11 protein-coding genes are annotated in these 14,116 nt (G+C 35.1%); 7 read left to right on the forward strand and 4 right to left on the reverse strand.

Annotated features, from left to right (window positions below):
- Window positions 1–2: 2 nt before the first annotated feature.
- The 3 genes from AsAng_RS02705 to AsAng_RS02715 all read right to left on the reverse strand — a co-directional run bounded on the left by AsAng_RS02705 (window position 3) and on the right by AsAng_RS02715 (window position 3,413).
- Window positions 3–947, reverse strand: coding sequence for a hypothetical protein (locus AsAng_RS02705; RefSeq protein ID WP_264791241.1), 945 nt, complete (start codon window positions 945–947; stop codon window positions 3–5).
- A 109-nt stretch (window positions 948–1,056) separates the two neighbouring features.
- Window positions 1,057–1,692, reverse strand: a complete 636-nt coding sequence (locus AsAng_RS02710) for a hypothetical protein (RefSeq protein WP_264791242.1) — start codon at window positions 1,690–1,692, stop codon at window positions 1,057–1,059.
- 2 nt (window positions 1,693–1,694) lie between these two features.
- Complete coding sequence (locus AsAng_RS02715; protein WP_264791243.1) at window positions 1,695–3,413, reverse strand: 1-acyl-sn-glycerol-3-phosphate acyltransferase; 1,719 nt, start codon at window positions 3,411–3,413, stop codon at window positions 1,695–1,697.
- A 598-nt stretch (window positions 3,414–4,011) separates the two neighbouring features.
- On the opposite strand from AsAng_RS02715, the gene AsAng_RS02720 reads away from it, so the two are divergent.
- Both AsAng_RS02720 and ung read left to right on the forward strand, forming a co-directional pair.
- Window positions 4,012–5,751, forward strand: a complete 1,740-nt coding sequence (locus tag AsAng_RS02720; RefSeq protein ID WP_264791244.1) for a tetratricopeptide repeat protein — start codon at window positions 4,012–4,014, stop codon at window positions 5,749–5,751.
- Window positions 5,752–6,054: 303 nt separating this feature from the next.
- Window positions 6,055–6,747, forward strand: coding sequence for a uracil-DNA glycosylase (gene ung / locus AsAng_RS02725; RefSeq protein ID WP_264791245.1), 693 nt, complete (start codon window positions 6,055–6,057; stop codon window positions 6,745–6,747).
- 108 nt (window positions 6,748–6,855) lie between these two features.
- Here the strand turns inward: ung and AsAng_RS02730 are convergent, their stop codons facing one another.
- The gene (locus tag AsAng_RS02730; protein WP_264791246.1) at window positions 6,856–7,251 is read right to left on the reverse strand and encodes a hypothetical protein; all 396 of its coding nucleotides are present in this window, start codon (window positions 7,249–7,251) and stop codon (window positions 6,856–6,858) included.
- Between the two features lie 251 nt (window positions 7,252–7,502).
- Between AsAng_RS02730 and rpsF the strand changes: the two genes are divergently transcribed.
- From rpsF to AsAng_RS02755, 5 genes are all read left to right on the forward strand, one after another.
- Window positions 7,503–7,883 carry a 30S ribosomal protein S6 gene (gene rpsF, locus AsAng_RS02735; protein WP_264791247.1) on the forward strand — a complete coding sequence of 127 codons (381 nt, stop codon included), beginning with the start codon at window positions 7,503–7,505 and terminating at the stop codon, window positions 7,881–7,883.
- A 76-nt stretch (window positions 7,884–7,959) separates the two neighbouring features.
- On the forward strand, window positions 7,960–8,226 hold the full coding sequence (rpsR, locus tag AsAng_RS02740; RefSeq protein ID WP_319993637.1) for a 30S ribosomal protein S18: 267 nt from the start codon (window positions 7,960–7,962) through the stop codon (window positions 8,224–8,226).
- Between the two features lie 58 nt (window positions 8,227–8,284).
- The gene (rplI, locus tag AsAng_RS02745) at window positions 8,285–8,746 is read left to right on the forward strand and encodes a 50S ribosomal protein L9 (protein WP_264791248.1); all 462 of its coding nucleotides are present in this window, start codon (window positions 8,285–8,287) and stop codon (window positions 8,744–8,746) included.
- A gap of 406 nt (window positions 8,747–9,152) precedes the next feature.
- Window positions 9,153–12,266: a tetratricopeptide repeat protein gene (locus tag AsAng_RS02750; protein WP_264791249.1), complete on the forward strand. Its 3,114-nt coding sequence runs from the start codon at window positions 9,153–9,155 to the stop codon at window positions 12,264–12,266.
- A 114-nt stretch (window positions 12,267–12,380) separates the two neighbouring features.
- The gene (locus AsAng_RS02755; RefSeq protein ID WP_264791250.1) at window positions 12,381–14,093 is read left to right on the forward strand and encodes a TonB-dependent receptor; all 1,713 of its coding nucleotides are present in this window, start codon (window positions 12,381–12,383) and stop codon (window positions 14,091–14,093) included.
- Window positions 14,094–14,116: the final 23 nt, after the last annotated feature.

Consider the following 14,116-nt stretch of genomic DNA (forward strand, 5'->3'; position numbering starts at 1 on the left):
CATTAGCTTTTTACTAGCACAACAGTTTTGTCTGTAGCCCAAAAAGATTTTGAATTCTTGATAATTAAAACTCCACCTTGAACTTCATAAGAACTCTCGTCTCTTGCAGGGAGAACATAAAGAATTTCACCGTCACCTCCACAATCAATTTGATCATTGTTGAAGTAATCAATTTCATCGCCATTTTCACGAACAAATTGTTGATAATCTCTAGTTAATTTTTTCATGCTTGTTTTGCGAAGAATATTTGCTTTACGCAGTGCTTTTTTGTCACCACAAGCAACATAAGCTCTCGCTTGCTCATCGATGAACTCATTTTTGTTTTTGAGGTCAGCAATGGTTGTTGCCAATTTGTCATTGGTTTGAGTAAGCGTTTCGTTGCGTTCTTTGAGATCTTTGTAAGCATCGTCAAGCTGACCACTTTTTTCAGTCAGTTGTCCTTCCATTTTAGCCAAAGCAAGTTCCATGTCATCAATAATATGGCGAGCTTCTTTTAGGTCTTCCTCTTTTTCAATAATTCTCGTTTCAGCCTGTGCAATCATTTTTTTGAGTTGCTGGTTTTCAATTTGATAAGAGCGCATTCTACGTTGCATGCTTTTAGCAGCTTCTTTGGCAGCCTCGTTGGCATCTCTAAGTGCCTGAAGCTTGGCAATAATAGATTGGCGTTGAGAAAGGTTGCCACTAAATTCTTTTTGTTGAGTCAACCGTTGAATCTCTTTTTCATTATTGGCAATAGTTCTCAAGGTGTCTTCTATAGAGTTTAATGTTTCTATAGCAAGCGAATATTCTCCACGAACTAATTTATCTTCTTCTTCTAATTCATGCAGACGTTTTTGATCTGCTGCATTTTTTTCAACAAGCGCATTGTACTGTTCTTGATAATTATTGCAAGAGCTAACAAAAATGCCCAAAAGCCCCATTAGGAGTATGACATAAGATAATTTCATAAGATTCTAATTTGTGAATTGTACCAGTTTTGAAATCTAGTTTATTTTGAGTTAAATACAGTGTTTTCTAAACAAGGATAACTTAGCAATAGCAAAATGAGTGCTAAATTTATTCTTCATTGTATTTTATAAGGTTCCAATATTGATTAACATTGGTAGATTCCAACATTAATTTGTTTCCTTTTTTGTAAGCTCTACCATCTGTGATATTGAGCATAATTTTGTCATCGGGATTTTCCATAAACATAATCAAATAATCATTGGGGTCAATACGCCCTTCTATCATTTTTCGTATATCAGAAGTGTTGATTTTTGCAATAAAACGAATCCCTGCACTATCTTTATTGATTTCTGCAAATCGAAAAGCTAATACTTGTGTTTCACGGTTGCCATAATCAATTTTACCAATAAAAGTACTTTGAGTTAATTCTGCTAAATCTATATTGCTAGAACTGATCGAGTCAATTTGATTGGGGACAGCATCCTTGTATTTTCCATTAGGGAAATCAACCAAATATTTTTTATAGTTATATACGGTATGTTTTTGTTTGGCAGCAAACCAAGCAAAATCTTCTTTATGTGTGGCAGCATCTGTAGCATATTTGCTATCAGGGTAAGTAATTAAAAAAGAATCAATAGCTGCACTAGAGTTTTGACTTAGTGCCAGTTCCCAGGCTTTGTCCTCTTCATTAGAGCATGACATTAAAATGGTGAGGATCAATAGGCAGAATAATAGTGATTTCATGATTACTTTATATTTTTAACTTCAATGTATTCAGATAAATTATAACCTGTTAAGCGGTTATGATAGTAAAGCAAAAGATTAAGATTTTCGCTTCGAACATTTTGTTGTTTGTCCATAAACAATGCTTTTTGTACATGGAATATACCAATATTATCAATACCATGTTTAATTAAGTCCTGAATACTTCCATTCTTTACAATGTTAGATAATCTGACTTTTCCAGCTTTGTTTAGTGCCAACAGATGGTCACGAAGTAACGTGATATTTCTTTTGAAGACCTCTTGGGTTATGATGCGATCCTCTTTGGGCAGTCTCAATATTCCATAAAGATCCAAGCTAGGATATTTTTTCTGAAGGATGTTGAATGCCGTATGTGCTACTAAATGACTACTTAAAACAACATTCTCATTGTGATAACGCTTAACAATTTGTTTGGCAAGCATTTTAGTATATTGAGCATTGCGTTGTTTATCATTTTTGACAACTCCTCCCGATACAAAATACCCCTCTAAATCAACCACGTTTCCTCTTTTGTCCAAACTTTGCCCCTTGGAGTTAACAAAATTGCCCAAGACATCCATGGGCTGCCCAAAATTGACGACAATTTCAGAAGTAGAAGAGAAAAATTTCCAGAAAAACTTAAGAAAATTAAAGGCCCCTCCAAATGCTTTTTTCTCAATGAGGTAAAGTTCCTTTCCTGTTCGCTCCAAGTGAGAATTGATCAAATTCTTGGCTTCCAAGACACAGTGGTAGTTTAGAACAACAGGAACAATAAATATTTTATTGTCCTCTTTGCGTTGAAACAAATTCCCTTGGGCATCTATAGCCGTTCCCAACAAACCCATTTTTAATTTGTCTTCTAAGGCACCAGAACGGGAGCGGGTTCCACCTGGAAAAAAGATAGAATGCACTCTGCGTTCCATGTTTAATTGAGAATAAGCTTTGAGTGTCTCTAAGTAAAAATCATTTTTTTTGCGACGATCTAAACCATAAGCGCCCAGCCTAGGAAAAATATAACCCAGTATTTTGTTATAAAGGTTGATTCCTGCCCCATAAGTAAATGCAGACAAACCAATTTGATCTGCAGCCCAACCCACCAAGATAGAATCTAGGTTACTAAAGTGTGTAGGAACCAATACGATAGTACCTTGTGGCAATAAGTTGCGAATGGTTGTTACATCACCGACAATTTGAAGCTTATCTTGTAGGCGCTTTTTAGAACGAAAAAAGCTAGAAGCATTGAGGATCGTACTAAATAGTTTGGGCAAGAATTTTTGTGCGATTTTATAAGTAGGAATCTTGAAATTGCTCATGATTTCTCTCAAATACCGCTCTGTAATTCGTCTTAACAATCGATGATTGTACTCTTTTACGGAACTCTCTGTTTGATCGAGTGATTTTCGGAGCAGTTTTTTTCGAATATCATTCCAAAAATCCATCTCATCTGGCGGGTCAACTTTCCAGGGCTCATTAACAATACGCATGCGTTCTAAGTAAAGCACTTTTGCAATGGCTTCGCTCATATTATCCTTGCGTTTTTTATTAATGATAGATTGAGTGGTAAACTCAGAGGCGTATTTCATAAACTCTTCCTTCTCTTGGCTGAGTTTATGAATGGGCCAACTAGTCATGTCTTCCACCATTGGCATAGGATAGTCAACAGGCTGCAAATCAATTTGCTCCTTTTTTTTTATAATGGCTTCTTCTGTTTTTTCTGACATAAAGTGTTAATTCCTAAATCCAATCTAAACCAATGAATAATTTTTTCATTGATCTAGTTTTTACTGATGATAATTATTAGCGTTCTGTCTGACATTTTGAATCTCCAATCATAATATTTGAAGCAACAAACAAGTTTAAGAATATTGCCTTATTGGATGGTAAAAATGTTCTACAGCACAAACAATTTATTGGAAAAATGCCCAACAAATGGAGTTCAATAATACTCATTTTAATTTTGAACCTGCTTATTTTATGTGCTAATAAAATGCTAACTAATTTACACAAAATTAACGATTACTTTTAGATTGTAGCATCTTCTATTTGATTAATCTTTATTTTTTAATTTTTAAACCTTCCAAACTCCCTATTTTAAAAGCGTTTGACGCTATAAGGCTGAGCGAAATAGAATATATTTTTAGGGATATTATTTTAAATAAATTAGTGCTTATCTAATCTGTTCTGACTACCTCTATAAATTGAAGTAGAATAAATTTTATCTAGATTTTTTTATCTAAAAACTATTACATAACTTACAGGTATAAGAAACCTCAAAATGATCCTACTTTAAAACACTCACGATATGAATTTAAATTACTTATGACAGAAAAGGAGTTATTAGAAAGAGAAGAGTTACTGGAAGATATTTTAGATGCATTAGAGGATGGAGATTATGAGGAGGCAGAGGATTTAGCCGATGAAGCAATTGAAGCGTTCCCCAATGAAGCTTTTGGTTATTATTACGTAGGTGAAGCAATGTTTTTGCAAGGTGATGTGGATGATGCAGTAGCCTATTATCAGCAAGCAGTAGATAAAGCTGCTGACAACCCCGATTATAAGAGCCGATTAGCGCTTATGTATGCAAAATTAGAAGAAGAAGAAAAAGCCAAACAAATTTATGCTGGAATACTAGCAATTCATGATGGTCATGTTGATTCTTTGGTTGCAATGGGAGTTTATGCCATCAATGATGATGCACCAGAAGATGCTTTGAACTATTTGGACAAAGCATTAGAAGTATCTCCAGATTATGGTGATGCCTACAAAATTCGGGCAATTGTTCACACCAACCTTAATAATTATGAAGAGGCATTAGACGATATTAATAAAGCATTAAAAATGGCGCCTGATGATCAAGAATTATGGCTCCAAAAAATTAACCTACACGATATTAGTGGAGATGCAGTTGCAACCGAAAATGCATTTAGTGAATGGGTTGAATTGAATCCTGAAGATGCCGATCGTCACAAGGCCCAAGCTGATTTTTATGTAGGACAAAACAATTATAAGGCTGCTGAAAAATCATTTGATTTAGCGATCGAAAAGCAGCTATATGGTGATTTTGCAGCGATTAATTCTATTTTGGGTAGAGGTTGGGCTCGCTTGCATCAAAACAATACTTCGGCTGCAGTTGATGATTTTAGTCGAGTGATTGAGCTGGATGCTAAAATTGCAGATTCTTATATCGGAATTGCAGAAGCTAAGGCTAAAGATGGTGCCATTGATGCGGCTTCTACTTATTTAGATTTGGGCATTGATATTGTCTTGGATAACAAGTGGATGTTGTATAATAAAAAAGGTGTTATTCATACACAAGCAGGAAATTGGGAGATGGCAGAGGCTGCTTTTCAGGCATTGTTGGAAATGGACGATGAAGAAATAAATGCAGAGGGACATTTTAGTATGGGGAAATTATACCAAACTAAAGGAGACTTGGAAGCTGCTTTTAGATCGTGGCGCAAAGCAAGTGATATTTTTCACTTGGAAGCAGAGGAGTGCATCGAAAAATATTGTTCAAACTTCTTAGGTATAGAACTCAAAGAAAAAGAGGCGCTGCTCTTGGATGAGATGCAAGAAGCCTTTAAAACAAATAAACAATCACAAATTCTTAAACCCTTATTCCATAAGTTTTGGAAAGTTGACATCAAAGCAACTAGCGCCAAAAACGAAATGTTTGCTCAGATGCCTGCCAAGATGGAGAAGCAAATTCTGGGATTATTGGATAATATCTGTCTTAGTATTGTTCACAAGGGGGTAATGGTGCTAAATCCTGGTCAAGATAGCGTGCGTATGCTGTATCAGATCAAGGAAGAAGCTGCGAAATCTGTTACAATTAATGGTGTCCCCTTAAATGGCACTGATGAACGTGATTTTACATTGGGGCTTGCTGGAGACCATTTAACGTTAAGAGGGTTCGGAGATGAAGATGCTGACATCAATTTGTATCTAAATGAAGTTACTGTTAGTCAACTTCCCAAAAACACTCAAAATGAGTTGAAAAAATTAGCAAGTGCTGGAGATTTAGACTTTATGGGAGATGAATTTAAAGGGATGATTTAAAACGTTTAAATCAATTCTTTTTTTTATAAAAAAGCTGTTTCATTTTGGATGGAGCAGCTTTTGTCTATCTGAAAACAAGCATAGGTTGCTCGTACTGTATTGCTAATCTTTAAGGACAACAATTAGTATGCTGTTAGGTTAGTTTTGTTATTAGTTCTTTAGAAACGGTTTAGCTTGTTTAAGTTGCTGGTTTTGATGGATCTAAATCTAAAATATATTCTAAGTTTTGTTGTGAGACTTGCACTAAGTTCCAAAAAAACTTATCTTCGCAGGACATTATTCACTTAAAGTATAACCCAAAATATGGCTGAAATAATAGATGTAAAAATTGAAGAAAGCTGGAAAAAGGCACTAAATAACGAATTTCAAGAAGATTACTTTTCTAAGATTAAAACCTTTTTGAAGGGAGAGTATGCGGCAGGAAAAACAATATACCCTCCTGGCAATTTGATTTTTAATGCCTTTGATACGGTTCCGTTGCCTGAGCTAAAAGTCGTTATTCTAGGGCAAGATCCTTATCATGGACCAGGACAGGCTCATGGGCTTTCTTTTTCGGTACCCAAAACAGCAAAAATACCTCCATCTTTAAGGAATGTCTATAAGGAATTGACAGAAGATATTCCTGGCTTCGAAAAACCCAAACATGGCAACTTGGAAACTTGGGCAAAACAAGGAGTCTTTTTGCTCAATGCTTTTTTGACGGTAGAACATAAAAAAGCGGGATCGCATCAAAAAATAGGTTGGGGTAAATTTACAGATGCCGTAATTCAAAAAATATCGGATGAACGAGAGGGAGTTGTTTTTATGTTTTGGGGAAATTTCGCCAAAAAGAAAGCGGTATTGGTAGATTCCAACAAACATTTAATTTTGGAAGCTGCGCATCCTTCTCCTTTGGCGGGCACTGCATTTTTAGGAAACAAACATTTCTCTCAGGCAAATGCTTATTTAGAACAACAAGGGAAAAAAGGAATTGATTGGATTTTACCCTTAGATTAAATAAGGTTTAATCCATTTAGTAGTATATATATAGATAACAAGTCCTGTAAGAACGGGACTTGTTACCCATAAGAGATGGTCTGCCTGCGGATACCTTTGAAAAGTTGTCTATTCTACTTTATCCAAATCGAGATAGTATTCAGTGTGGGGACCCCCTCCTTTGCCTGCGCCGCTTATTTTGTGAACGGTTCCATAAAATTTGTGTACTTTTTTATCGTTGGGTATCTTAAGGTTATTATAATAGGCAACAAGTTGTTGGCCTTTATTATAGTCAATATAAATGTGCTGTTCGTTGCTGATTGATCCCTTCATCATATGTTGATGAATGACCGTTGCTTTTTTTCCTTGCAAACATATTTTTTTTCCATGATAATCTTGGATGGATTCGTTGAGAGGTAGTGGGGGATATTGTGTTATGTAGGTTGTGTTTTTTTCTATTGTTTGACAAGCTCCAAAAGAGCAACAACAAATACTTGCGATCAATAGTACTGCAATAAAATTCATGTTAAAAGGTTAATTTAGTCCAATAGAAATGCGAAAATGTAGGTAAGCATAGCAATTAATGAGTGCAAAAAAATGGTTTATAACCTAAAAATAAAAGCTTATTCTTTTAAATATTCAAGATTTAATTTTATTTTTGCAGCCGCTTAGGATTTTTTGGATCACTTAAAGTAGTATTTCAAAAGTACTTTTTTACCACCAAAAAACCAAGCAACTTTTAATTGTAAACCATACATATAAAATTTTAAATCGTAATGAGACAATACGAAACAACATTCATCATCAATCCCGCGCTGTCAGGTGATGAAATCAAACAGACAGCTCAAATGTATGTCGACTTCCTCAAAGGTGAGGGATGTGAGATTATACATCTTGACGAAATGGGCGTTCTACAATTAGCTTACACCATCAATAAGCGTTCTTCTGGAGCTTATTTTTGGCTAGAGTACAAAGCTCCAAGTGGAGATGTTATCAACAAAATGGAATTAGCGTTCCGTCGTGATGACAATGTACTACGTTACTTGACGATCAAAGTAGACAAGCATAGAGCTCAATACAACTTGGACAAACGTGCTGGAAAATTTGAGAAAAAAGAAGAAGAATCTGCTGATACTAAAGAAGAGGCAACTGCTTAATCTTGATTTAGATTCTTAAAAATTATTAAAAAAATTGCCCTACTAGTTTAGGGGACTAAATAAAAGCTATAAAATTATGGCAACTAGAGAAGATATCAAGTTTTTGAGCAATCCTAAGATCGGTCAAAAACGTAAAAAATACTGTCGTTTCCGTCGTTACGGAATTAAGTCAATTGATTATAGAGATGTTGACTTTTTGATGAACTTTATCAATGAACAAGGAAAAATTCTTCCTCGTCGTATCACTGGTAACTCATTGAAATACCAAAGAAAAGTGGCTACTGCTGTTAAGCGTTCTCGTCACTTAGGTTTACTACCTTATGTAGTAGATAATTTGAAATAAGTAAGAAGCTTAATTCTTATCTATTATTTTTCGAATCTTGATAATCTGACTATAAATCATGGAAATTATATTATTAAAAGATGTTGAGCACATCGGGTTGGCCAAAGCATTGGTTTCTGTAAAAGCTGGTTATGCTCGCAATTATTTGATCCCTCAAGGATTGGCTATTGTTGCTAATAAAGCAAACAAAAATAGCTTGATGCAAGAAATTCTTCAACAAGAAGAAAGAGCACAAAAAATATTGGACGAAGCTAAAGAATTGGCAACTACATTGGCTACCAAAACACTTAAAATCGCTGCTAAAGCGGGAACTAGTGGTAAAATCTTTGGTTCTGTATCTAATGTTCAGTTGGTAAATGCATTAAAAGATACTTTTGGTGTTGAAATCGACAAAAAGAAAATCAAACTTCCTGAAGAAGTTAAAATGTTGGGAACTTACACCGCTACTGTTTCTTTGCACAAAGAAGTATCAGCTGCTGTTAAGTTTGAAGTTTATGACGATAAAGATGAGGTAGCTTAATAATAGCTTTCTTATTTAGATATAAAAATCCCACTCAATAACTGAGTGGGATTTTTTTGTGATAGCTACATAAGAATTTTGCCTATGGTACGTTTATAGCTTACCGTCAATTGGCTAATTTAAAACCGAGCTTCAAATTGAAAAAATGCACCTATAAACCTAGGTAGTTTTGTTCTAACTCAAGAATAAGTGAATAAAGTGTTAAGGACTCTATAATTTATACTTTGTGTTGCTTAATTTGTAATTTCAAAGCTATAAAATTGAATACTTAAGGAACTAGAACGTTCTACAACTTCATTATATATTATTATATTTGCCTCATTATACCACCCAGTTGATTTATTCATTATAAATAGTGATGTAAAGTGACTACGGTTTAATCTAAGAAACAAATAAATCCATAGGAATGAGTATCAAAAAATATTTTATTGCCCTTATAATATTGACAACGAGTACACTACTTTGGGCACAAGAATCTGCTATTTATAGAGATTATCAAAAAGATTACAAGCGGGGTTTGCATTTTTACAACCAAAAATTGTACGGTCAAGCCTTAGATGAGTTTGATAAAGTTACTAGAGCAGCAAATCTTTTTCAGGATACCGATGTACCCATGTATATTTTACAATCAGAATTGCATGCAGGATTATCAGCGTTGTATCTTGGGCAACCCGATGCTGAAAAGCGTTTGTTGTATTTTATGGAGAGAAACGAACCGAGTGCTGTTGCTACTCGTGCAGGTTTGGCTTTAGGAAACTATTATTACGATCAAAGAGATTACAATGCTGCAATCAAATATTTGAGTGAAGTTTCGGCATTAGAATTGAGCAATGAAGAAATTATAGAGAAAAAATTTAAGCTAGGGTATTGCTATTTTGTCAAGAAAAAATTCCCAAAAGCAAAGACCTTATTTCAACAAATAAAGGAATCCAAAACGCAGTATTATTATCCTTCTAATTATTATTATGGGATCACAGAATTTTTTGATAAAAATTATGACGCTGCATTAAAAGGGTTTGAAAATGCTCAACAATCGAGTCGCTATAAAAAGATTGTTCCTTCTTACATCTGTCAAATCTATTTTGCCAAAAAACAATATAAGGAGGTTATCAAACAAGGAAAGCCTTTGATTAATGACAATTCTATCCGTGAGCGTGAGCAAGTATCTCAATTGGTTGGACAGTCTTATTTTGAATTGGGACAATACCGAAAAGCCTTGCCATTGTTGGATACTTATGTGAGTAAAACCAAAAAGGTGAGCAAGGAAGCACTTTATCAGTTGGGCTACACACAATATAAGGTAGGAAAATACAAAGAAGCCATCAAAAACTTTGAGCAGCTCAATGCACTCAATGATAAGTTGGGACAAAGTGCCCTTTATAATATGGCAGATTGTTTGCTCAAGACGGGAGATAAATCAGCGGCTAGACAGGCTTTTCAGAAAGCGAGCCAAAAGAATTTTAATCCTGTATTGCAAGAAGATGCTTTGATTAACTATGCTAAACTTTCTTACGAACTGGGTTTTGATAACGATGCTATTTCTGCTTTGCAGAGCATTGCTACTACTTCAGATTATTATAATGAAGCTCAAAACTTGATGGCAAAAGTATTCTTAAATACAAGAGATTATGACAAGGCGCTAGCTACCTTACGCAAGATGCCCAATAAGACACAGAAGATGAAAGAAACCCATCAAAAAGTGGCTTATTTTAGAGGCGTTCAACGATACAATGCAGGCAAATATGATGAATCTATTCTATTGTTTAATGAATCATTAAAACAGGGAATCAATACAGAAACCAAAGCCTTGGCTTATTTTTGGAAAGCAGAAACGTTGTTTAAAAAGAATGCTTTTGATCCTAGTATCGATGAATATGGCAAGTTTATCACTACAGCTAATACGGTTAATTATTTGCCCGATAACTCTTCTATAGGGGTTGCTTATTATGGCATGGGATATTCGTACATTAAGAAAAATGACTACGGAAATGCCTCTCGATACTTTAAGGATGCAGTGAAGACCATTCGAAAAAAATTGCCTACCTACAATGATAAGTATGTAACAAACTTTGTTTATCCTGATGCCTTATTGCGTGCAGGGGACTGCTTGTTGTTTTTGAGAAGTTATGAAAAAGCAAAGGGGTATTACAATACTGTTATCAATAAAAACTATCCGAATAAAGACTATGCTATGTATCAGCTTAGTCTGATTCATAACCTACAAAATAACAATACTTCTCAAATTGCTTTGTTGGATAAGATTATCAGAGATTATCCTGCTTCTAGATATGCAGATGATGCTTATTATGCCAAGGGGAACACCTTGTTTAATATGAATAAAAAAGATTTGGCAATCATCTCTTACGAAAAAATGTTGCAGGAATATCCCAATAGCGATATGACCAATAAAGCTTTGTTAAAGTTGGGCTTGATTGCTTATTCTATGGGAAGACACGAAGAAGCTCTGAATTATTACAAAGGCGTTTTTAGAACAGATCCACAGAGTGATGAGGCTAAGGATGCTTTGGCAGCCATCAAAGAAATCTATATAGAAGATGGCAACCCTGATGGCTATTTTAATTTTGTAAACACGGTACAAGGTTATAATGTAGGAGAATTTGAGCGAGATTCATTGATGTTTATTGCTGCTCAAATCAAATTTAACAATGCAGATTGGGATGGAGCAGTGGCGAGCTATACGAGTTATCTAGATCGTTTTCCTGCTGGTATGAATAGCACACAAGCGCACTTTAATCGTGGTGAAGCCTTGTTTGATTTGAAACGCTATGAAGAAGCCATTATGGACTATGCTTATATCTCAGATCAAGGAACTTCTTCTTATACTGAAACCGCTAATCATCGTGCGGCTAATATTACTTATTATAGCACTCAAAATTTTGCAGAGGCCATGAAATATTATGGTCGTCTAGAACAGGTCGCTACCACAGAAGAGTTACTATTTGAAGCACAACAATTTGGGATGCGTAGCGCTTTTTATGCTTCTGATTTTAAGAATTTACCTCAAATAGCAGGACGATTGATCCAAAATGCTAGAGCTACCGCACAAGACCATGCAGAGGCGAATTATTTTATTGGTAAGGCTTATTTGGTAGAAAAAGATTATGATAGAGCTTTGGCTGCCTTCCAAAAGAATATTGATTTGTCTGGAGACGATGTGCATTCGGCAGAAGCTAGATATTGGAGAGCTTATATCACTTACCAAAAGAGAGATTTGGACAAAGCAATGAACTTGTGTTTCCAAAACAACAAGGAAATTCCAGGTCATCCTTACTGGTTGGTAAAAAGCTTTATTCTTTTGGCAGATATTTATGCAGAGCAAGATAACTTGTTTCAGGCTAAGGCAACCTTGCAATCTATTGTAGATAACTATGATGGTGACCAAGACTTGTTGAATGAAGCCAAAGAGAAATTACAACGTGTCATTGATGCTGAAAAAAGCAACAGTAAGATTAAGCGAGAAAACCCCAATGGGGAATTGGAAATGATTGAAGAAAATTAATCCAGCAATTAAGGGGAGTTGAATCTTTGTTTTTTTTACCACTAAAAGTTCAGAACAGTAGTTTTGGCTTAGTGGATCAAAAATGATAATCTTTAGCGCATAAAACTAAAAACGATGAGTTATATAAATAAAATAATTGGTTTGTGTTTATTACTAGGAGCTAGTCAACTAGCAACGGCACAAATTGTAGACGATACCCAAACGGAGTTCTTAAAACCTTTTCGTGCTAAATTGGCAAAAAGTAAAAAGTTTGAAGCAACTCCTCATTTACCAAAACTAGACACCAATTCAAATAAAAATTTGAGTTATGTTGTGCCAACCCATTTGTTGGGTTTGCCTTATCCTGCCCCTGTTATTCGTCCTTTGGCAATGCCTAGGGCTAAAGCGAATGAGAGTTATAACTTTTATGCTAAGGCTGGATTTGGTTATCCTTTGTCTCCTTTGGTGGAACTTTCTTATTACAATAAAAACATCCAAAATTTAAAGTTTGGGGTCAATGCAAAGCATCATTCTGTTATCCAAGGGTATTTGCCCAACCAGAGTTTTACCAAAACACATTTTGATGCCAATGTTACTTATTTTACAGAAAAGAATATTGCGATAGGAGCGGACTTTGAGTTTAATTTTAATACCAATCGATTTTATGGTTTTACGGACTCTTTAGAGACTTACACTATTAGTGAGGATAGCATGCGCCAGCGATTTGTAGATATAAAGGGGAATATCAATTTATTTAATGGTAAATCGAATAAAGCAAACTTTAACTATCGAGGAGATATTGATTTTTATAGTTACAGCGATGCTTTTGGCTCTAGCGAATTTAGCATTACGCCTAATGTAATGATTGAAAAATGGTTTGGCAAGCGCAAGGGGAGACATCCTTTGCGCATTGATTTAGGGATGAATTATCTAGGGTTTAAGGATACGCCAATTACAATCGATAGCATCACCAATACGGCTACTAAAAATATTGTACTCTTTTATTTTCACCCTACCTTTACGGTGAATGCAGGGAATTTCAAAGCTAGATTGGGGGTAAACTTAGGGGTAAATGAAGCGAAGTTTTTTATCCATCCTGATGTTGAGCTTTCTTATACGATTGCCCAAGGTGCGTTTATCCCATATATTGGAGCAGTAGGGCAGGTGCGTCAGAATAGTTTCCGTTCGTTGACTTATTACAATCGATTTTTGGTGTCTAATCCAGAATTGCACCACACCAATTATTTGGAACTATACGGAGGTTTAAAAGGATCGATCAAAAAGATTAGTTATGATGTAAAAGCAGGATATGCTTTGACTCAAAACTTGCCTTATTTTATGAACGATACAGATACTTTAAGTCAATTTTCTCGTTTTCGTCCTGTATATGATACAACTGGAATTATCTTTGTGCGAGGAACCTTGGATTTTAGATTGTTGAAAAATCTAGTAGTTGGAGGAACCTTAGGATATAACATTTATACGCCTAAAAACTTCGAAAAGGCATTCCATTTGCCCACCTTTGAAAGTAATTTCTTTGTTACCTATGACATTTTCTTGAATGGGAAAAAGAAAAAGCCAAAGAAGGGCGGTCGAAAAGAGAGCAACTACATTTCACTCAAAGCAGAATTGTTTATCAATGCTGGTGTGCCTTATTTAGATGAGAACAAAACAGTGAAAGTATTGCAAGGATTGTACGATTTTAGTTTTGGTGCTCGTTATCAAGTATCGCCTAATTTCGCCTTATTTGTAGATCTAAATAATATCATTCACAATCAAAATCAACGTTGGTATCTTTATCGACAGTTAGGATTTAATGGTATGTTAGGACTAGAGTTAAAATTTTAAATAATTTAACGAAATAGCTCGCT

The organism is Aureispira anguillae (assembly GCF_026000115.1).
In the GTDB taxonomy this organism is placed as follows: domain Bacteria; phylum Bacteroidota; class Bacteroidia; order Chitinophagales; family Saprospiraceae; genus Aureispira; species Aureispira anguillae.

Coding starts and splice junctions, on each gene's coding strand:
- AsAng_RS02705 (WP_264791241.1), bottom strand. CDS start 947: ATGAAATTATCTTATGTCATACTCCTAATGGGGCTTTTGGGCATTTTT.
- AsAng_RS02710 (WP_264791242.1), bottom strand. CDS start 1,692: ATGAAATCACTATTATTCTGCCTATTGATCCTCACCATTTTAATGTCA.
- AsAng_RS02715 (WP_264791243.1), bottom strand. CDS start 3,413: ATGTCAGAAAAAACAGAAGAAGCCATTATAAAAAAAAAGGAGCAAATT.
- AsAng_RS02720 (WP_264791244.1), top strand. CDS start 4,012: ATGACAGAAAAGGAGTTATTAGAAAGAGAAGAGTTACTGGAAGATATT.
- ung (WP_264791245.1), top strand. CDS start 6,055: ATGGCTGAAATAATAGATGTAAAAATTGAAGAAAGCTGGAAAAAGGCA.
- AsAng_RS02730 (WP_264791246.1), bottom strand. CDS start 7,251: ATGAATTTTATTGCAGTACTATTGATCGCAAGTATTTGTTGTTGCTCT.
- rpsF (WP_264791247.1), top strand. CDS start 7,503: ATGAGACAATACGAAACAACATTCATCATCAATCCCGCGCTGTCAGGT.
- rpsR (WP_319993637.1), top strand. CDS start 7,960: ATGGCAACTAGAGAAGATATCAAGTTTTTGAGCAATCCTAAGATCGGT.
- rplI (WP_264791248.1), top strand. CDS start 8,285: ATGGAAATTATATTATTAAAAGATGTTGAGCACATCGGGTTGGCCAAA.
- AsAng_RS02750 (WP_264791249.1), top strand. CDS start 9,153: ATGAGTATCAAAAAATATTTTATTGCCCTTATAATATTGACAACGAGT.
- AsAng_RS02755 (WP_264791250.1), top strand. CDS start 12,381: ATGAGTTATATAAATAAAATAATTGGTTTGTGTTTATTACTAGGAGCT.